The sequence below is a fragment of the Cellulosimicrobium sp. G4 BAM 1002 genome (assembly GCF_057126935.1).
The window spans coordinates 736,844-754,463 of sequence record NZ_CP182109.1 but is presented as its reverse complement, the minus strand read 5'-3'; the positions used below and the strand labels follow the sequence as shown (position 1 = coordinate 754,463).

The 17,620-nt window shown below is 72.3% G+C and carries 16 protein-coding genes and 3 tRNA genes; 10 read left to right on the top strand and 9 right to left on the bottom strand.

Annotation, left to right across the window (positions count from 1 at the left end):
• Positions 1-67: 67 nt before the first annotated feature.
• From galE to ACMXGY_RS03450, 4 genes are all read right to left on the bottom strand, one after another.
• Entirely contained in the window at positions 68-1,075 is a 1,008-nt protein-coding gene (gene galE / locus ACMXGY_RS03465; protein WP_483775491.1) for a UDP-glucose 4-epimerase GalE, read from the bottom strand.
• A gap of 43 nt (positions 1,076-1,118) precedes the next feature.
• Positions 1,119-2,051, bottom strand: a complete 933-nt coding sequence (locus ACMXGY_RS03460; protein ID WP_483775490.1) for a cation diffusion facilitator family transporter — start codon at positions 2,049-2,051, stop codon at positions 1,119-1,121.
• A gap of 102 nt (positions 2,052-2,153) precedes the next feature.
• Positions 2,154-2,549, bottom strand: coding sequence for an ArsR/SmtB family transcription factor (locus ACMXGY_RS03455; protein WP_483775489.1), 396 nt, complete (start codon positions 2,547-2,549; stop codon positions 2,154-2,156).
• Between the two features lie 45 nt (positions 2,550-2,594).
• Positions 2,595-2,939, bottom strand: coding sequence for a metallopeptidase family protein (locus ACMXGY_RS03450; RefSeq protein WP_483775488.1), 345 nt, complete (start codon positions 2,937-2,939; stop codon positions 2,595-2,597).
• A gap of 122 nt (positions 2,940-3,061) precedes the next feature.
• Here ACMXGY_RS03450 and ACMXGY_RS03445 point away from each other — a divergent pair.
• From ACMXGY_RS03445 to ACMXGY_RS03425, 5 genes are all read left to right on the top strand, one after another.
• Positions 3,062-3,134: transfer RNA gene (locus ACMXGY_RS03445), tRNA-Glu, on the top strand.
• Between the two features lie 106 nt (positions 3,135-3,240).
• Positions 3,241-3,314: transfer RNA gene (locus ACMXGY_RS03440), tRNA-Asp, on the top strand.
• A 50-nt stretch (positions 3,315-3,364) separates the two neighbouring features.
• Positions 3,365-3,437 (top strand) — tRNA-Phe (locus ACMXGY_RS03435).
• 184 nt (positions 3,438-3,621) lie between these two features.
• Entirely contained in the window at positions 3,622-4,044 is a 423-nt protein-coding gene (locus tag ACMXGY_RS03430) for a phage holin family protein (protein ID WP_483775487.1), read from the top strand.
• The gene (locus tag ACMXGY_RS03425; RefSeq protein WP_483775486.1) at positions 4,041-4,346 is read left to right on the top strand and encodes a DUF3618 domain-containing protein; all 306 of its coding nucleotides are present in this window, start codon (positions 4,041-4,043) and stop codon (positions 4,344-4,346) included. The genes ACMXGY_RS03430 and ACMXGY_RS03425 overlap by 4 nt, the downstream gene beginning before the upstream one ends.
• A gap of 29 nt (positions 4,347-4,375) precedes the next feature.
• On the opposite strand, the gene ACMXGY_RS03420 is transcribed toward ACMXGY_RS03425, so the two are convergent.
• Positions 4,376-4,588 (bottom strand): BldC family transcriptional regulator, encoded by a 213-nt coding sequence (locus tag ACMXGY_RS03420; RefSeq protein WP_483775485.1) that lies wholly within the window; start codon positions 4,586-4,588, stop codon positions 4,376-4,378.
• A 383-nt stretch (positions 4,589-4,971) separates the two neighbouring features.
• Here ACMXGY_RS03420 and ACMXGY_RS03415 point away from each other — a divergent pair, with 383 nt between their 5' ends.
• A complete protein-coding gene (locus ACMXGY_RS03415) occupies positions 4,972-5,181 on the top strand; it encodes a DUF3073 domain-containing protein (protein WP_483775484.1) in 210 nt (69 codons plus the stop codon).
• A gap of 102 nt (positions 5,182-5,283) precedes the next feature.
• On the opposite strand, the gene purM is transcribed toward ACMXGY_RS03415, so the two are convergent.
• Positions 5,284-6,417, bottom strand: a complete 1,134-nt coding sequence (gene purM / locus ACMXGY_RS03410; RefSeq protein WP_483775483.1) for a phosphoribosylformylglycinamidine cyclo-ligase — start codon at positions 6,415-6,417, stop codon at positions 5,284-5,286.
• A 70-nt stretch (positions 6,418-6,487) separates the two neighbouring features.
• Complete coding sequence (gene purF / locus ACMXGY_RS03405; RefSeq protein ID WP_483775482.1) at positions 6,488-8,035, bottom strand: amidophosphoribosyltransferase; 1,548 nt, start codon at positions 8,033-8,035, stop codon at positions 6,488-6,490.
• 260 nt (positions 8,036-8,295) lie between these two features.
• On the opposite strand from purF, the gene ACMXGY_RS03400 reads away from it, so the two are divergent.
• Genes ACMXGY_RS03400 through ACMXGY_RS03385 form a run of 4 tightly spaced genes read left to right on the top strand, consistent with a single transcriptional unit; the run spans position 8,296 to position 12,093 of the window.
• Positions 8,296-9,348, top strand: a complete 1,053-nt coding sequence (locus ACMXGY_RS03400) for a sulfate ABC transporter substrate-binding protein (protein WP_483775481.1) — start codon at positions 8,296-8,298, stop codon at positions 9,346-9,348.
• Between the two features lie 3 nt (positions 9,349-9,351).
• Positions 9,352-10,248 carry a sulfate ABC transporter permease subunit CysT gene (gene cysT / locus ACMXGY_RS03395; RefSeq protein WP_483775480.1) on the top strand — a complete coding sequence of 299 codons (897 nt, stop codon included), beginning with the start codon at positions 9,352-9,354 and terminating at the stop codon, positions 10,246-10,248.
• Positions 10,241-11,113 carry a sulfate ABC transporter permease gene (locus ACMXGY_RS03390; protein ID WP_483775479.1) on the top strand — a complete coding sequence of 291 codons (873 nt, stop codon included), beginning with the start codon at positions 10,241-10,243 and terminating at the stop codon, positions 11,111-11,113. Before cysT ends, ACMXGY_RS03390 begins: the two co-directional genes overlap by 8 nt.
• Positions 11,110-12,093: a sulfate/molybdate ABC transporter ATP-binding protein gene (locus ACMXGY_RS03385; RefSeq protein ID WP_483775478.1), complete on the top strand. Its 984-nt coding sequence runs from the start codon at positions 11,110-11,112 to the stop codon at positions 12,091-12,093. The genes ACMXGY_RS03390 and ACMXGY_RS03385 overlap by 4 nt, the downstream gene beginning before the upstream one ends.
• 38 nt (positions 12,094-12,131) lie before the next feature.
• Here ACMXGY_RS03385 and ACMXGY_RS03380 read toward each other — a convergent pair whose 3' ends face one another.
• Positions 12,132-12,506: a histidine kinase gene (locus ACMXGY_RS03380; RefSeq protein ID WP_483775477.1), complete on the bottom strand. Its 375-nt coding sequence runs from the start codon at positions 12,504-12,506 to the stop codon at positions 12,132-12,134.
• 117 nt (positions 12,507-12,623) lie between these two features.
• Entirely contained in the window at positions 12,624-17,405 is a 4,782-nt protein-coding gene (locus tag ACMXGY_RS03375) for an ExeM/NucH family extracellular endonuclease (RefSeq protein WP_483775476.1), read from the bottom strand.
• Between the last annotated feature and the right edge of the window lie 215 nt (positions 17,406-17,620).

Genomic DNA, 17,620 nt, shown 5'->3' with positions numbered 1-17,620 from the left:
CGTGTCGAGGCTTCCCCTCGACAATACTCAGCATGCTGAGCATCAGAGTCTCACGGGATGGCGCCGCTCACATCTCGGGAGCCGACCCCGGCTCGACGGGGATGCGGCGCGGGCCGGCCTGCCACGCCTCCCAGGCCGAGGAGATGATCTCCGGGAGCCCGTTCGTCGCGTGCCAGCCGAAGAGCTCGTTGATGCGACGCGGGTCGCCGACGAGCTGCGGCGGGTCGCCCGCGCGGCGCGGCAGGACCTCGGGCGTGACGTCGAGCCCGCTGACGCGCCCGATCTCGTCGATGACCTCCCGCACCGACGAGCCCTGACCGGTCCCGACGTTGAAGACGTCGAACGGGCGCTCGTCGACGTCGAGGTACCCGAGCGCCGCGAGGTGGGCCTGCGCGAGGTCGAGCACGTGGATGTAGTCGCGGATGCAGGTGCCGTCGGGCGTCGGGTAGTCGTCACCGAAGATCTTGGGGTGCTCCCCGCGCTCGAGGCGGTCGAGCACCATCGGCACGAGGTTGAGGACGGCCGGGTCACCCAGGTCGGGCCAGCCGGCGCCCGCGACGTTGAAGTACCGCAGCGCGACGAACCGCAGCCCCCAGGCCCGCCCGGCCGCGCGCCCGAGCCACTCGCCGACGAGCTTGGTCTCCCCGTAGGGGTTGATGGGCTCCGCGTGCAGCTTCTCCTCCACGAGCGAGACCGACGGCATGCCGTACGTCGCGGCCGACGACGAGAACACGAGCCGGTCGACCCCTGCCGCCTGCATCGCCGTGACGAGGTTCGTGAAGCCGCCGACGTTCTGCTGGTAGTACCAGGCCGGCTTCTCCACGGACTCGCCCACCTGCTTGCGCGCCGCGAAGTGCACGACGGCGCGCACCTCGTGCTCCGTGAGGGCACGGGCCAGCACGTCGACCGCCTCGGGCGACGCGACGTCGAGCTGCACGAGCTCGGCGTCGCCGACGCGGTCGGCGCGGCCGGTGCTCAGGTCGTCGACCACGACCACCTTCTCGCCGCGCTCCTGCAGGAGGCGCACCACGTGCGCGCCGATGTACCCGGCTCCGCCGGTCACGAGGATCGTCATGGCGGTCAGCCTAGTGCGACGCGTGACGCACCCGTCCCCGCGCTCAGGCGTGCCCGTGCGACTCGCGGTCGCGCACGCTCGCCGTCTCGACCTGGAACGTCGAGTGCTCGATCGAGACGGGGAAGTGGTGCGCGACGCACGACCGCACGCGTTCGACGATGTCGAGCGCGTGCCCGTCGTGGAAGCACGCGTCGTCCACGACGACGTGCGCGGAGATGGTCGGCAGGCCCGACGCGACGGTCGAGGCGTGCACGTCGTGGACGTCCTCCACGTGGTCGAGCGCGAGGATGTGCGCGCGGACCTCGTCGAGGTCCAGCCCCTTGGGGGTGAACTCCATGAGGACGCCCGCCGTCTCCCGCATGAGCCGGAACGCACGCGGCACGATGAGCGCGGCGATGAACAGCCCGGCGATCGTGTCGGCCCGCTGGTAGCCCGTCGTCGCGATGACGACGGCCGCCACGATCACGCCGACGGAGCCGAGCGCGTCGTTGAGGACCTCGAGGAACGCGGCACGCAGGTTGAGGTTCGCGCGACGGCCGGACGCGAGCACGGCGATCGCGGCGACGTTGCCTACGAGTCCCACGACGCCGAACAGGAGCAGCTCCGAGGACGGCACGTCGGGCGGCTCCAAGAGGCGCCGGACACCCTCGACGAGGGCGTACAGACCGACGGCGAGCAGGAGCGTCGCCTGGGCGAGCGCCGCCAGGACCTCGACGCGGCGCCAGCCCCAGGTCCGCCGCTTGGTCGCCGGCCGGAGCGCGAGCGACGCGGCGACGAGCGCCACGAGCAGGCCCGTCGCGTCGGTGAGCATGTGCGCGGTGTCGGTGAGGAGCGCGAGGCTGCCCGTCAGGACCGCGCCGACGGCCTGGGCCACGAGCACCGTGGCCGTGATGCCGAAGGCGACGGCGAGCCGCGCGCGGTGGTCGGGCGCCGCGACGCCGCCCGATCCCCCGCCGTGGTCGTGCCCGGCACCCATCCGCACTCCTCAGCCCTCGGTCGACGCGCTGCGTCGAATCATCGCTAAGCACCGATGATATCGCCCAAGGACGATAAGTCCAGGCGACCCTGCGCCTTCGCCTCAGACCGGCTGCTGGTGCGCGCTCGACGACGGCGCGAGCGCCACGTTCTCCGCGTCGGCGAGCAGGTGCGCCACCTCCGGGCGCACGAGGCGGTACCAGGACGAGCGACCCTCGCGGCGGACCGCGACGACACCCACCTCGCGCAGCGTCGTCAGGTGCGCGGACACGGTGGACTGCGCGAGCCCGAGCTCGCGCGTGAGGTCGACGACCCGTCGCTCCGCCCCGGAGAGGAGGTGGACGATGGCGAGTCGGCTCGGCTCGGCGAGCGCGTGCAGGAGTCGTGCGACCGCCTCGTGGTCGTGCGCACCGTCCGGGGCGTCGCCGTGCGCGCCCTGTCGGTGCGGCGGCGCAGCGGCGGCCCGCGCTGCGTGCCGGACGTGCGCACCCGTCGTCATGCACCGATGCTATCCGGCGCGGCCCGCCGGCCTCCGTCGTGCCGGTCAGCCCCAGCCGAGCGCGTGCAGACGGTCGTCGTCGATCCCGAAGTGGTGCGCGATCTCGTGCACGACCGTGATGGCGACCTCCTCGACGACGTCCTCGCGCGTCTCGCAGATCGCGAGCGTCGGGTTGCGGAAGATCGTGATGCGGTCCGGCAGCGATCCCGCGGCCCAGTGGTGGTCGCGCTCCGTGAGCGGGACGCCCTCGTAGAGCCCGAGCAGCTCGGGGTCGTCGTCGGGCGCCTCGTCCTCGACCAGCACGACGACGTTGTCCATCTGGGCGGCGAGGTCGGGCGGGACGAGGTCCAGCCCGTCGCGCACGGCGTCCTCGAACTCGTCCCTCGTCATCTCCACCACGTGCCCATCCTCCCCGACCGCGGACGTCGGCGGGCGTCGGCAGGCGCCGCGGACGCGGTCGACGGCGACCGCGCTCCCGGCACCTCCCGCTGTACACTGGCCGACGTTCCTTCGCCCCCATCGTCTAGCGGCCTAGGACCCCGCCCTTTCACGGCGGTAGCACGGGTTCGAATCCCGTTGGGGGTACGCGAGATCGCGTCGGGACCGGCGGTCACCAGCCGATTTACGGATCGGCTCGTCGGTACGGTACGATCCTCTCGGTTCGAAAGCGGGTCACCGCACGGATCATCTAGGCCCTGTAGCGCAGTTGGTTAGCGCGCCGCCCTGTCACGGCGGAGGTCGCGGGTTCAAGTCCCGTCAGGGTCGCGCGAGGCGAAGAGCCCGGTCGGCATCGGCCGGCCGGGCTCTCGCGTCAGGGCTCTGTAGCTCAGTTGGTAGAGCGTTCGACTGAAAATCGAAAGGTCACCGGATCGACGCCGGTCGGAGCCACGCACAAGACCCCCTCCCGGGTGACCGGGCGGGGGTCTTCTCGTCGGGGCCCTGTTCCTGTCGGCCCCTCGTCGGTCGGTGCGTCGGCGCACGTCATCCATGCCCTCCGTCTCGTGCGGTGAGTTGCGCGCCGTCTCGGGTGCCGGTTGAGTGGTGCTGGGATCCTCTGCGAAAGGGCTGAGAGATGAGCGACTGGATCGACGGGCGCGTCCCGCCCGAGGAGCAGAAGCCGACGGTCGGGCAGCTCGTCGAGCGCCTCTCCGAGCAGGCGACCCGGCTCGTCCGGTCGGAGATCGCGCTCGCGAAGTCGGAGCTCACGACCAAGGCCAAGCACGCGGGCATCGGCATCGGGCTGCTCGTCGTCGGCGGAGTCCTGGTCCTCTACGGACTCGGGTTCCTCTTCCACTCCGCGATGGAGGGCCTCGCGACGGTCATGCCGTTGTGGCTCGCGGCGCTGATCGTCGGCCTCGTGCTCGTCCTCGTCGCCGGTACGCTCGCGTTCGTGGGCGTCAAGCAGCTGCAGCGCGGCGTCCCCCCGACCCCGACGACGGCGGTCGACAGCATCAAGGAAGACGTCGCGACCATCAAGGAAGGACTGCGCCCGTGAGCGGACCCGACGCCTCGACCCCTCCGATGTCCCAGAGCCAGCTCGAGGACGAGATCGCCCGGACGCGCGCCGAGCTCGCCGGGACGATCGACGAGCTCACGACGCGCCTGGACCCGCGGGTCCAGGCGAAGCAGGCGGCGCACCAGGCGAAGCAGGCGGCGACCGACACGGGGGCGTTCCTCACGGGGGGCGGCCTGCCCGAGGAGGATCCCGACCGGTCTCGCAACGTCAAGCTGCTGCTGGGGGTCGTCGTGGCGGGCGTCGCGCTCGTCGCGGCGGCGGTGCTGCGCCGCCGCTCCTGAACGGCGGCGGACGCCCCCTGCCAGACCTGTCAGCCCTTGTCGCTGCCCTCGGCGGGCTCGCTCGCGGCGCCGAGCAGCGCGCGGACCTCGGACTCGCGGTAACGACGGTGCCCGCCGAGCGTCCTGATCGACGAGAGCTTGCCGGCCTTCGCCCAGCGCGTGACGGTCTTGGGGTCGACGCGGAAGAGACTGGCGACCTCGGCAGGGGTGAGCAGGACCTCGGACTCTCCGTGCATGGACATCACGACACCTCCTCCTGGGACGCGCTGGTCCGGCAGGCCCCCGGACACGACGACAGCACGACGCAGTACAGTCCATTGTCGCAGCATGCGGATTTCGGGCGACTTGACGGACGGGTGAATTAGGGGCCCTATGGTCGGAAGGGCCGGATAGGCGCCCGTGCGGCTTACGGTCCGCTTGCCTCGTCTGCCGAGCCCCTCTCCCGCCGCGGGCGGACGTGGAGAGTGTGTGACGGTGTACACGTCCGGGCCTGGACAGGGGGTCCCGAGTGGATGGAATAGCCCCTGACCATGTAGCGTTGGACCCTGAACAGACGAAACTACACCCCGGGGCCGCACGTCTGAGTACGTTGCCGCTCCGCTTCTACGTTGAGGGGGTCGGAGCCATGGGCCGCGGCCGTCAGAAGGCAAAGCAGACCAAGGTCGCTCGCGCGCTGAAGTACTACAGCCCCGAGACGAACTACAGTGCGCTCGAGCAGGAGCTCACCGGTCACAGCCACACGGATGTCGCGACGGACTCTCGCTTCGGCGCCGAGTCCTCGGAGGACCTCGAGCGCTACGACCAGCGCTACAACGGCTGGTCCGACGACCGCTGACGGTCGTCGTCCCCTCTGTCCCGCCCGGCGCGGGTCACGCCTGATCTTCACGACGGCGCCGCCGCCTGCCCTGCGCAGGTGGCGGCGCCTTCCGTTGACGCATCAGGCGCGGTAGTCACCGGTCAGACGCACAGCGCCGGCCTGCACGCCCTTCGTCCCGGCGACGAGGTCGCCGTCCGCGATGTCGTCGTGCGCGGACGGGTCGAACGCCTCGACGGAGCCGAGCACCCAGGCGGGCACCCCGAGGGCTGCGCACCGCGCGAGCGCCGCGTCCACGCCCTCGGCTCCGACGACCGCGACCATGCCGACGCCGAGGTTGAGGGTGTTCTCGAGGTCGCCGCGCGGCACGCCGCCGAGCTCGCGGACGAGGCGGAACACGGGCGGGACGTCCCAGCTCCCTCGGTCCACGACACCGACGAGCCCGGCGGGCAGCACGCGCGCGAGGTTGGCCGCGAGTCCCCCTCCGGTGACGTGGGTGAACGCGTGCACCTGCGCCGCGCTGTCCGCGGCGAGGGCGAGGCAGTCGCTCGCGTAGACGCGGGTGGGCTCCAGGAGCTCCTCGCCCACGGTGCGCCCCAGCTCGTCCACGTGGCGCTCGAGGCCCCAGCCCGCGTGCTTGAGCACGGCGCGCACGAGCGAGTAGCCGTTGGAGTGCAGGCCCGAGGACGCCATCGCGACGAGCACGTCGCCCTCTCGGACGCGCTCCGGGCCGAGCAGCGCGTCGGCCTCGACGACCCCGGTGGCCGCGCCGGCGACGTCGTACTCGTCCTCGCCGAGCAGGCCCGGGTGCTCCGCGGTCTCGCCGCCGACGAGCGCGGTGCCCGCGACCTCGCACGCCGCCGCGATGCCGCGCACGATGCCCGCGATGCGCTCGGGCACGACCTTGCCGCACGCGATGTAGTCCGTCATGAACAGCGGCTTGGCCCCGACCACGACGATGTCGTCGACGACCATGCCGACGAGGTCGAAGCCGATGGTGTCGTGCACGTCGAGCGCCTGCGCGATCGCGACCTTCGTCCCGACGCCGTCCGTGGACGTCGCGAGCAGCGGCCGGCGGTAGGTCGCGACCTCGGAGAAGTCGTAGAGCCCGGCGAACCCGCCCACGCCGCCGAGGACCTGCGGGCCGTGGGTACGGCGCACCGCGTCCTTCATGAGCTCGACGGCCTTGTCACCGGCCTCGGTGTCGACGCCTGCGGCGGCGTAGGTGAGGCCCGTCTGGGGCGAGTCGGCAGTCACGGTGTCGGCTCCTGTGCGGATCGAGGCGGACGCGACGGGGCGCGCGCCGGTGGTGCGATGGGTGCGGTGGTCAGGGGTGCTGGAGGGCGCCGGCCCCGCCGACGCCCACGGACAGGCTGCGCAGGCCGTCCTCGGGGGCACCGAGCGGCAGCTCCGCCTGCTCGAGGAGGTGCTTGCCGAGCTGGTCGTCCGGCGGCAGCTCGATCGGGTACTTCCCGGTGAAGCAGGCGCTGCAGAGCTGCGACGACGGCTGCTCGGTGGCGGCGATCATGCCCTCGGTCGAGATGTAGCCGAGCGAGTCGGCACCGAGGGACTGGCCGATCTCGTCCGGGCTGAGCCCGTTCGCGATGAGCTCGGCACGGGACGCGAAGTCGATGCCGTAGAAGCACGGCCACTTCACGGGCGGCGAGCTGATGCGCACGTGCACCTCGGCCGCGCCGGCCTCGCGCAGCATGCGGATGAGCGCGCGCTGCGTGTTGCCTCGCACGATCGAGTCGTCGACGACGACGAGCCGCTTGCCGCGGATCACGTCGCGCAGGGGGTTGAGCTTGAGGCGGATGCCGAGCTGGCGCAGCGTGTCCGACGGCTGGATGAACGTGCGCCCCACGTAGGCGTTCTTCGTCAGGCCCTGGCCGAACGGGATGCCTGACTCGGCCGCGTACCCGACCGCGGCGGGCGTCCCCGACTCGGGGACCGGCATCACGAGGTCGGCCTCGACCGGGTGCTCGCGTGCGAGCTGGCGACCCATCTCGACGCGCGCGGCGTGCACGGACCGCCCGTTGATCGAGGTGTCCGGACGCGCGAGGTAGACGTACTCGAACACGCAGCCGGCGCGCTCGGCGGGCGCGAAGCGCTGCGAGCGCAGCCCGTCCGCGTCGATCGCGATGAGCTCGCCCGGCTCCACCTCGCGCACGAACGACGCGCCGACGATGTCGAGCGCCGGCGTCTCGCTCGCGACGACCCAGCCGCGCTCGAGGCGGCCGAGGACGAGCGGGCGCACCCCCTGGGGGTCACGCGCCGCGTAGAGCGTGCGCTCGTCCATGAACACGAGCGAGAAGGCACCGCGCAGTCGCGGGAGCACCTCGAGCGCCGTCGCCTCGAGCGTGTGGTCGGCGTCGCCGGCGAAGAGCGCCGTGACGAGCGCGGTGTCCGTCGTGTTGCCCCGCGCGAGCTCGCCGCGGCGCTGGCTGCCGTAGCGCTCCGCGACGAGGTTGACGAGCTCCGCGGAGTTGGTGAGGTTGCCGTTGTGCCCGAGGGCCACCGTGCCGGACGCCGTCGCCCCGAGCGTGGGCTGGGCGTTCTCCCACGTCACGCCACCCGTGGTGGAGTACCGGCAGTGGCCGACGGCGATGTGCCCGGTCAGGGCGTTGAGGGCCGTCTCGTCGAAGACCTGGGACACGAGGCCCATGTCCTTGTAGACGAGGATCTGCTCACCGTTGCTGGTGGCGATGCCGGCCGACTCCTGACCCCGGTGCTGCAGGGCGTAGAGGCCGAAGTAGGCGAGCTTGGCGACCTCTTCGCCGGGCGCCCAGACACCGAAGACGCCGCACGCGTCCTGGGGGCCTTTCTCGCCGGGCATGAGGTCGTGGTTGAGAAGTCCATCTCCGCGGGGGGCCACGTACCCCAGTGTCCCACAGCAGGCACGCCCGGACCGAAGCGCCAGGTCACCCCCGGCGAGGGCGCCCCCGGCGGTGTTCACGAACGCGTTACGTCGTCCCACCAGTCGGGCGGGGGTTCCGCAGCGTGGGAACGGCGCGCTTGAATCTCGACAAGCCCGATCGTGGCAGTCCAGTTTTATCGGGACCCGCACCGGTCGACGCCCGATCACCCTCGATCAACCCGCTCCCGGGCCTCCGGGACCCGACGAAGGACGACACCATGCGACGCCTCCGGACGACGATCACCCTCGCGGCTGCCACGGCAGCCACCGCCCTGGTCCTCACCGCCTGCGCGCCGACCGCCGTCGACGGGTCCGGCGGGGGCGAGGCCACGGGCGACACCACCGCCGAGCCCACGACCCTCTCGCTCGTCGGGTTCGCCGTGCCGAAGGCGGGCAACGACGCCGCGCAGGAGCTGTGGGGCGAGACCGACGACGGCCAGGGCGTCACCTGGGAGACGTCCTACGGCGCCTCGGGCGACCAGAGCCGCGCCGTCGCCGACGGCCTGAAGGCCGACTACGTGCACTTCTCGCTCGAGGGCGACGTGACGCGGCTCGTCGACGCCGGGATCGTCGCCGAGGACTGGAACGCGGGCGAGAACCAGGGCATCGTCAGCCAGTCGGTCGTCGTGCTCATCGTGCGCGAGGGCAACCCGAAGAACATCGACAGCTGGGACGACATCGTCCAGCCCGGTGTCGAGATCGTCACGCCCAACCCCGGCTCGTCCGGCTCCGCGCGCTGGAACGTCCTCGCCGGGTGGGGCAGCGTCATCGCGAACGGCGGCACCGAGGAGGACGCGACCGAGTACCTGCGGAAGTTCTTCACCAACGCCGTGGCTCTCCCGGGCAGCGGTCGCGACGCGACGACGGCGTTCACCTCGGGCACGGGCGACGTCCTGCTGTCCTACGAGAACGAGGCCATCCTCGCGCGCCAGAACGGCGAGACGTTCGAGTACGTCGTGCCCGACGAGACGCTGCTCATCGAGAACCCGGCCGCGGTGACCGTCGACGCCGACCCGAAGGCGCAGAGCTACCTCGACTTCGTCCTCACCCCGGAGGGCCAGCAGGCGTTCGCGAGCAAGGGCTTCCGGCCTCTCGTGGACGGGGTGGACATCGACGTCGAGGGCGCGAACGACCCCAGCGCCCCCTTCCCGACCGTCCCGAAGCTCCTCACGATCGCCGACGACTTCGGCGGCTGGTCGGCCACCAACGACAAGTTCTTCGGCGACGCCGGGCTCGTGACCCAGATCCAGACCGAGACCGGGAAGCAGTGACCCGTGTCCTCGACCCTCGCTGAACGACCGAGCCGGGCGGCGCGCGAGCGCCGTCCGGCCCCGGCCGCGTCCGGACGCGTCCGACGGGCGCGCCGTCGCACGCCGAACGGCCCGTACCCTCTCACCGGCGTCTCGGGCCTCGGGCTCGGCGTCTCGCTGCTGTGGTTCTCCGCCCTCGCGCTGGTCCCGCTCGTCGCCGTCCTCGTCGAGACGTCGGTCGGGGGCTGGCCCGCGTTCGCCGCCGCGATCACGCAGCCCCAGACTGCGGCCGCGCTCACCCTCACGGTCTCCCAGGCGCTGGCCGTCACGGCCGTGAACGTCGTCATGGGCACGCTCATCGCCTGGGTCCTCGTGCGCGACCGGTTCCCCGGCAAGCGGCTCCTCGAGGTCCTCATCGACATCCCGTTCGCGCTCCCGACGATCGTCGCCGGCCTCGTGCTGCTCGCGCTGTACGGGCCGTCGGGACCGCTCGGGGTCGACGTCGCCAACACACGCGCCGCCGTCTTCCTCGCGTTCCTGTTCGTCACTCTCCCGTTCGTCGTGCGCAGCGTGCAGCCGGTGCTCGCCGAGCTCGACCGCGACGTGGAGGAGGCCGCGGCGTCGCTCGGCGCGACCCGCGCCACGACGTTCCGGCGCGTGATCCTCCCGGCCCTCGCGCCGGCGATCACGGCGGGCGCGGCGCTGTCGTTCGCGCGCGCCATCAGCGAGTACGGCGCACTCGTCCTGCTCTCCGGGAACCTGCCGATGCGCACCGAGGTCGGCTCGGTCCGCATCCTCAGCTACCTCGAGAACGGGCAGCCCGAGCAGGCCGCCGCCGTCGCGTCGGTGCTCCTCGGGGTCTCGCTGCTCGTCATCGCCTCGATCCAGCTCCTCCAGCGAAGGGTGGCCCGCCGTGGATAGCTCCCCGTGGGTGCGCCGCACGCTGCGCGCGGTCGTGGTCGTCTACCTCGTGCTCCTCGTCGGGTGGCCGGTCTCGCTCGTCGCGAAGAACGCGTTCGCGGACGGCCTGGAGACGTTCGCGCGCGCGTTCGCCGACCCGTCGGTGGTCTTCGCGCTGCAGCTCACCGCGGCCGTCGCGGTCCAGGTCGTCGTCCTCAACACGATCTTCGGCGTCGGGATCTCGATGCTCATCGTGCGCTACGACTTCCCGGGCAAGGCGCTGCTCAACGCCCTGCTCGACCTCCCGCTCTCGGTCTCCCCCATCGTCGTCGGGCTCTCGCTCGTCCTCGTGTACGGCCAGAACGGCTGGTTCGGCGGCGCGCTGGAGGACGCCGGGCTCCAGGTGATCTTCGCGCCGCCGGGCATCGTCCTCGCGACGGCGTTCGTCTGCCTGCCGCTCGTCATCCGCGAGGTCGTCCCGGTCCTCACCGAGGTCGGCACCGACGAGGAGCTCGCCGCGACGAGCCTCGGCGCGAGCCGGTTGCAGACGTTCCGGCGGATCACCCTGCCCGCGATCAGGTGGGCGGTGGTGTACGGCGTCGTCCTGACGCTCGCGCGAGCCCTCGGCGAGTTCGGCGCCGTCAAGGTCGTCTCGGGCAACTTCGAGGGCCGCACCCAGACCTCCACGCTCCTCGTCGAGCAGCGCTACCAGGACTTCGAGCAGGGCACGGCCTACGCCGTCGCGTTCCTCCTCGCGTCCGTGTCCGTCGCCTGCATCGTCGCGGTCACCTTCCTGCGACGCGACGACGCACCGGCCCGCACGCCGGGCACTCCCACCCGCACCCCGCGCCGCAGCACGGGCTCCCCCACGAAGGCCGACGCATGAGCATCGAGATCCACAACGTCCGCAAGACCTTCGGCGACTTCGTCGCGCTCGACGACGTGTCCGTGTCCGTCCCGACCGGTCGTCTCACCGCGCTCCTCGGCCCGAGCGGCGGCGGCAAGTCGACGCTCCTGCGCGTCGTCGCCGGCCTCGAGCAGCCCGACTCGGGCGAGGTCGAGATCGAGGGCCGGGACGCCACCAACCTTCCGGCGAGGCGCCGCAACGTCGGGTTCGTCTTCCAGCACTACGCGGCGTTCAAGCACCTGAGCGTCGCGCGGAACGTCGCGTTCGGGCTCGAGATCCGGCGGACGCCGAAGCCCGAGATCGCCGCGCGCGTGGACGAGCTCCTGCGCCTCGTCCACCTCGAGAGCTTCGCGCACCGCCTGCCGTCCCAGCTCTCCGGTGGCCAGCGGCAGCGCATGGCGCTCGCCCGCGCGCTCGCGATCCGCCCGAGCGTCCTGCTGCTCGACGAACCGTTCGGCGCGCTCGACGCCAAGGTCCGCAAGGAGCTGCGCGACTGGCTGCGCCGCCTGCACGACGAGATCCCCGTGACCACGGTGTTCGTCACGCACGACCAGGAGGAGGCCCTGGAGGTCGCGGACGAGATCGTCGTCGTCAACGAGGGCCGCATCGAGCAGGTCGGCACGCCCGACGACCTCTACGACCGGCCGGCCAACGAGTTCGTCATGGGCTTCCTCGGTCCGGTCACCCGGCTCGGCGGCGTCCTCGTACGTCCGCACGACATCCACGTCGAGGTGCTGCCCGACGGCGCCCCACCCGCGTCGACGGACCACGCCGTCACCGGCCTCGTGACCCGGACGACCCGCGTCGGCTTCGAGGTGCGCGCCGAGGTGAGGACCGACGACGAGGTGGTGTCCGTCGTCGTGACCCGGGCGGAGGCCAGGACGCTGGGTCTGGCGTCGGGAGTGGCCGTCCGCCTCGCGCCGGCCGAGGGTGTTCGGACGGCGTCGCTCGTCGGGTGACCCGGCCGCGTCGGCCGCCCAGCGCCGTCAGGACGCCGTCAGCGTCGCCCGCGCAGGCTCCTGCGGTCGGCGACCACGGCCCACAGGCCCGCGACGGCCGCGCCGAGCGCGGCGCACGTGACGACGATGACCGTGAAGTAGACGCCGGGCTTGTACACGGGCTCCGAGACCGGGGACTGCAGCCAGGCGCCGCCGATGCCGAGGCCCAGGACCGTGCCGAGCAGGACGCCCACGGTGAAGAACGCGCGGTAGCGCGGCGCGCGACGGACGGTCGCGGGGTCGACGACGGTCTCGATCTCGACCTCGTCCGCCCGAGGGGCCCCCGCGGGGGTCTGCTCGGGCGCCGCGGTGTCCGGTGCGGCGGACGTGTCGGTGGCCGCGTCGTCGGGCACGGGGGACTGCTCGGAGCTCACGTGACGACCCTACCCGCGGTTCCTGGGAGCCCTCCCCACCCGGCGCTCGCCCCCGGACGCACCGCGACCCGGGCCCGTCGGACGGGACCCGGGTCGCGGCTCGGCTCCGCTAGCGCGTCAGCCGCAGGTCTGGCCCTCGAACGGGACCTCGTACTCCTGCGTCACGCCGTCGAGCGTGGCGGTGACGGTCACCGTGCCGCCCTCGACCGACGTGGCCCGGGTGCTGAACGACTGGTACGCGTTCTTGCCCGGCTGGAGGTTCGGGAACCGCTTCGACCCGTACGGGGTCTCGACCACGACCTCGACCGGGACGTCCTCGCCGTTGGTCGCGCGGACGGCGACGTGGACGAACTTGCCGAGGCAGCGTGCCGAGGCCTCCACGTTCTCGAGGACGACGGTCGGGGCTGCGGCCTCGACCGTGAGCGGGATCCGGGCGGTCGTGCCGCTCGGCGACGCGACGACCCACAGGTCGTACTCACCCTCCGCGGCGTCGGCGGGAACGGTGGCCGTGAGCGTCGCGGCACCGCCCGTGACGGTGGCCGTCCCGACGGCGTCGCCCGGGTTCGCCGGGTCGAACTCACCGTCCGCGGGGACGAGGTAGCCCGTCACCTCCGTGTTCTGCGGCGACCCGAGCGACGTGAGGTCGAGGCGCGAGAGCTCGACGCTCACGTCCTCGCCTGCCGCCACCGGCTCGGGCAGCGCACCGACGACGACCCGCGAGCGGTCGAACGACGGCGCGATCGGCGCCTCGGCCGAGTGGTCGCGCAGGTACGCGATCCACGCGTCGCGGTCCACGAGGCCCGAGTCGCGGGGATCCGTGCCCTCGGTGAAGACCCGGAAGTTGTCACCGCCGGTCGCGAGGAACGAGAACGTCGCCACGCGGTACTCGCCCGCGGGGTCGATCGGCTCGCCGTCGATCGTGACGGACGAGACGTTGCTGCCCGGCGTCGCGTTCGGGTCGGCGGTGGTCGCCGTCCACGAGACGTTGTCCGAGAGGCCGAGCGCCAGGTACGGGCGGGACGGCCGGTTGCCGTTCGCGTCCGTCTGCCACTGCTGCTCGAGCATCTCCACGACCTGCTCGCCCGTGAGGGTCACGGTCCACAGGTTGTTGACGAACGGCAGGACCGCGTTCGCCTCGGCGAACGTGATCACGCCGTCCTCGCCGTAGAGCAGCTCCCCGCGCAGGCCGCCCGGGTTGACGACGCCGATGTCCGCGCCCCCGCGAGCCGGGTCCGCGAGCGTCTCGAGCAGCGAGTCGGCGACGAGGTTGCCGAGCGTGGACTCCGACGCGCGGTCGTCACGACCCGTCGTCGGCGTCGGGCCAGGACCCACGTAGACGCCGTTCACGTACGAGCCGCCCGTGAAGGCGGTCGTGATGTCGGCCGCCACCTCGCCCACCGGCTGGGAGCCGATGACCTCGGCCTGGGCGAGCGCCGGGTCGAGGGCGTCCTTGACGGCCTGGACACGCGGGTACGTGGCCACGAGCTGCTCCCACGGGGCCGTGGTGCGCGGCACGTTGACGACCTCGTAGTCCACGACGTCACTCGTGGCGTCGTCGACCTGGAGCGTGACGTGACCGATGTTCTCGCCGTAGCTGCCGGTCTGGATGATCGGACGGGTCGCGCCCTCCACACCCGGGACCGGGGCGTCCCACGCGTACTGCTTGTGCGTGTGCCCGGTGAAGATCGCGTCGACCGACGCGTCCGTGCCGTTGACGATCTCGGCGAAGGCGCCGCCTGCGGCGACCTCCTCCTCGAGCGTCGCGCCGTCCGGCGTCCCGGCGCCCGCGCCCTCGTGGTAGAGCGCCACGAGCACCTCGGCCTCGCCGTTGGCCTCGTCGCCGTCCTGGAGCCGGGCCGCGACGCGGTTCACCGCCTCGACCGGGTCGCCGAAGTCGATCGTGGCGATCCCTGCCGGGGTGACGAGCGTGGGTGTCTCCTCCGTCACGGCACCGATGACGCCGATCCGGACGCCGTCGACCTCGATGACGTCGTACTCCGGCAGCGCCGGGTCCGTCGTGCCCTTGTCGTACACGTTCGCGCCGAGGTAGCTCCAGTCCGCCTCGTCGGCGACGCGACCGGTGAGGTCCGCGAAGCCCTGGTCGAACTCGTGGTTGCCCACGGCGGACGTCGCGAGGTCGAGCGCGTTGAGCACGTCGATCGTCGGCTGGTCCTGCTGGAGCGCGGACGCGAACAGCGAGGCGCCGATGTTGTCGCCGACCGAGAGGAACGCGGTGCCCTCCGGGTTCTCGGCGCGCAGCTGCTCGACCGTCCCCGCGAAGGAGAGCGTGTTGTTCGTGACGACCCCGGTGTCCCGGTTCGTGACGTACGGCTCGATGCGACCGTGGAAGTCGTTGATCGCGAGCAGGTCGATCTCGGTCGTCCCGGCCTCGGCCGCGAGGTCGAGGCCTACGAGCACGGGGTCGTGGTCGGAGGACCGGAACGGCGTCGTGTCGTAGAGGATCGACGCGTTGTAGTTGTACCGGCTGTACTCGTTCGCGATGGGCTCGACCGAGTTGATGTTCCACACGTCGGTGCCCGTGACGGCCGCGGCCGCCGCGGGCGAGGCGAACACGTGGTCGAGCGACCCGACGTAGCCGTCGAAGAGGTAGGTCTGCTCGCCGGTGGTCGCGCCGAGGCTGGTGTACCCGGCGTCCTTGAGCACCTGGAGCGGGTCCTCCTGGTCGTAGGAGTTGAAGTCGCCCGCGAGCAGGACCTTGTCCGTCCCGGCGTCCGCCGCGACGTCCTGCGCGAACCCGACGAGCGCCGTGGCCTGTGCGACGCGCGACGCGTTGAACCAGCCCTGCCCGTCGCCCTGGTCCTCGTCGCCGTCGAGCACGGGGTCGCCGTCGCCCTTCGACTTGAGGTGGTTCGCGACGACGAGCACGTCGTCGTCCGCCGATGCCGCTCCGCCGACCGGCTGGAAGACCTGCGCGAGCGGCTCGCGCGCGTTGACGAACGCCGCGTCGTCGAGCAGGATCCGCGACTCGCCGACGGGCTCGGCCGCGTCCACCTGGTAGATGTACGCGAGCCGGATGACGTCCTCGTCGGTCGGCAGCGCCGCCGGCGAGGGCACGAACGCCCACTCGTCGGCACCCGCGGCCGCGTTGAGCGCGTCCACGAGGTCGGAGAGCGCCTGGTCGCGGTCCTTGCCGAACGGCGCCGAGTTCTCGATCTCCATGAGCGCGACGACGTCCGCGTCGAGCGCATCGATCGCGGCGACGATCTTCGTCTCCTGACGCTCGAGGTTCTCGGCGTCCGCTGCGCCGCGCGCGGCGCAGCCCGTACGGACCGTGATCGGGTTGCCCGCGCGGTCCGTGTAGAACTGGCAGCCCGTGAGCTGGTCGCCGGTCGTCGTGAAGTAGTTGAGCACGTTGAACGTCGCGACCGACAGGTCGCCTCCGACGTCGGCCGGCGCGTCCTCGCGCGTGTTCGCGAACGTGGCCGGCTGCACCGTGGCCGCGTTGCCGCCGTCGCCCGCGGAGAGCTGCGTCAGCGGCTGGAACGTCCAGGCGTCGAACCGGTAGTCGAGGATCACGGGCGTCGTGAAGGAGACTCCCGCACCGACGCGCGCCGGCGCCCCACCCGTGAGGTACGGGAGCGGGATGCCCTTGTTGGCCGCGTTGTTGAAGTTCGTCGTCGCGCCGTCGTCGAGCACGACGCCGCGCGCGGCCCGGTCGGCCACCGCGGCGACCGCCTCGGCGGACCCGGGTCGACCGGCCGACGTCGGCTGGAGGAACGGCTCGGTGCCGGCAGCGAGGAGGAACGAGCCGTAGTAGTTCGTGTCGTAGTTGTCCGCGACGACGTGGTCGCCCGCGGGCTGCACGAGCATGCCCTCGAGCACCTCGCGCGCGGCGTCGGTCGCCGGGAACGCGACGTTCGCGGGCTTGACCTCCTCGGCCGCCTCGTCGAGGACGGTCCAGCCGCCCGCCGCGGGCGTGACCTGGGTCAGTGTGAAGTACTCGGACACCGCGCCCGTGACCTCGACGTGGTCGCCCACCTGCACCGCGGCCGCGCCGGCCTTCGAGTACACGAAGATCGCGTCCGACGCCGTGTGCGAAGCGTCGAGGTCGCCACCCGTGCCCTCGGTCTGCAGGTAGAAGCCGTCGTAGCCGCCGGTCGGGTACGTCGCGGTGACGACGCCGCGCGTCGTGACCGTCTGGCCCACGAAGGGGCTCGCCGCGCCCGTGCCCTGGATCTCGGCGATCGGGACGACCTCGCCCGGCTCGGGGTCCGGGCCGCCGCCGTCGCCGCTGTTCTGCGGGGTGACGGCGCTGGAGAGCGTGAAGTCCTTGCTGTTGTCGTCCGTGTCCGCGAACCCGGTCCGGTTGATCGAGGCCGGCACGTTGTTGGCCGACGGCGCAGGGCTCACGGCCGTCTCGAACGTGTTCGACGTGCCGTACCCGACGAGGTCCACGACGTTCGCGGCGCCCGCGGCGTTCCCCGCGGGCAGCGTGACCGCCGAGGTGGAGCGCACGAGCGCGACGGTGCCTGTCGTGCCGGAGGGGTTGAGGCTGCCGGTCGCGTCCGGCGTCGGGAGAGCCGCGCCGGTGGACCCGTTGGAGCCGCCCTGCACGAGGAAGTACCCGCCGGGGGCGACGGTGCCGGACAGCGGGGTGACGCCCGTGAAGCCGGCCGTGCCCGTCGCGGACCGGTACTGGAGCGACATGCCGGAGAGGTCGATCGCCGCCTGCGTGGGGTTGTACAGCTCGACGAACTTGTGGGTGAACGGGGCGTTCGCGCTGCCGCCGCTCAGGTAGGCCTCGTTGATGACGAGACCCGACCCGTCGGGCGCCGCGCTCGCGGCGGTGGCCGCCGCGACGGACAACGGCGCGGCGAGCGCCAGGGTCAACGTGCTCGCCACCACCCTCCGTCGCCGCAGGTGCTGGTGGTCGGTCACGCTGACTCCTTCATCTCGTGCGGACGGCCGGGCAGCAGCCTGACACGTCCACGAGTCGGACGGGTCGGCGCCCTGCCTCCGCAGGTCATCGCACCCCACCCGGATGAACGGACGGTTGCTGCCACGTCACCGCCGCGAGAACGCCGCGGCACGTCGTCGTGCTGCGAGCGCCCGCGCGGACGGCGGCCGGTCATCATCGGACGCTAGCCCCCGGT

Bases quoted from the DNA above. Each gene is read 5' to 3' on its own strand.
- galE (WP_483775491.1), bottom strand. From the start codon at position 1,075: ATGACGATCCTCGTGACCGGCGGAGCCGGGTACATCGGCGCGCACGTG.
- ACMXGY_RS03460 (WP_483775490.1), bottom strand. From the start codon at position 2,051: ATGGGTGCCGGGCACGACCACGGCGGGGGATCGGGCGGCGTCGCGGCG.
- ACMXGY_RS03455 (WP_483775489.1), bottom strand. From the start codon at position 2,549: ATGACGACGGGTGCGCACGTCCGGCACGCAGCGCGGGCCGCCGCTGCG.
- ACMXGY_RS03450 (WP_483775488.1), bottom strand. From the start codon at position 2,939: ATGACGAGGGACGAGTTCGAGGACGCCGTGCGCGACGGGCTGGACCTC.
- ACMXGY_RS03430 (WP_483775487.1), top strand. From the start codon at position 3,622: ATGAGCGACTGGATCGACGGGCGCGTCCCGCCCGAGGAGCAGAAGCCG.
- ACMXGY_RS03420 (WP_483775485.1), bottom strand. From the start codon at position 4,588: ATGTCCATGCACGGAGAGTCCGAGGTCCTGCTCACCCCTGCCGAGGTC.
- ACMXGY_RS03415 (WP_483775484.1), top strand. From the start codon at position 4,972: ATGGGCCGCGGCCGTCAGAAGGCAAAGCAGACCAAGGTCGCTCGCGCG.
- ACMXGY_RS03400 (WP_483775481.1), top strand. From the start codon at position 8,296: ATGCGACGCCTCCGGACGACGATCACCCTCGCGGCTGCCACGGCAGCC.
- ACMXGY_RS03385 (WP_483775478.1), top strand. From the start codon at position 11,110: ATGAGCATCGAGATCCACAACGTCCGCAAGACCTTCGGCGACTTCGTC.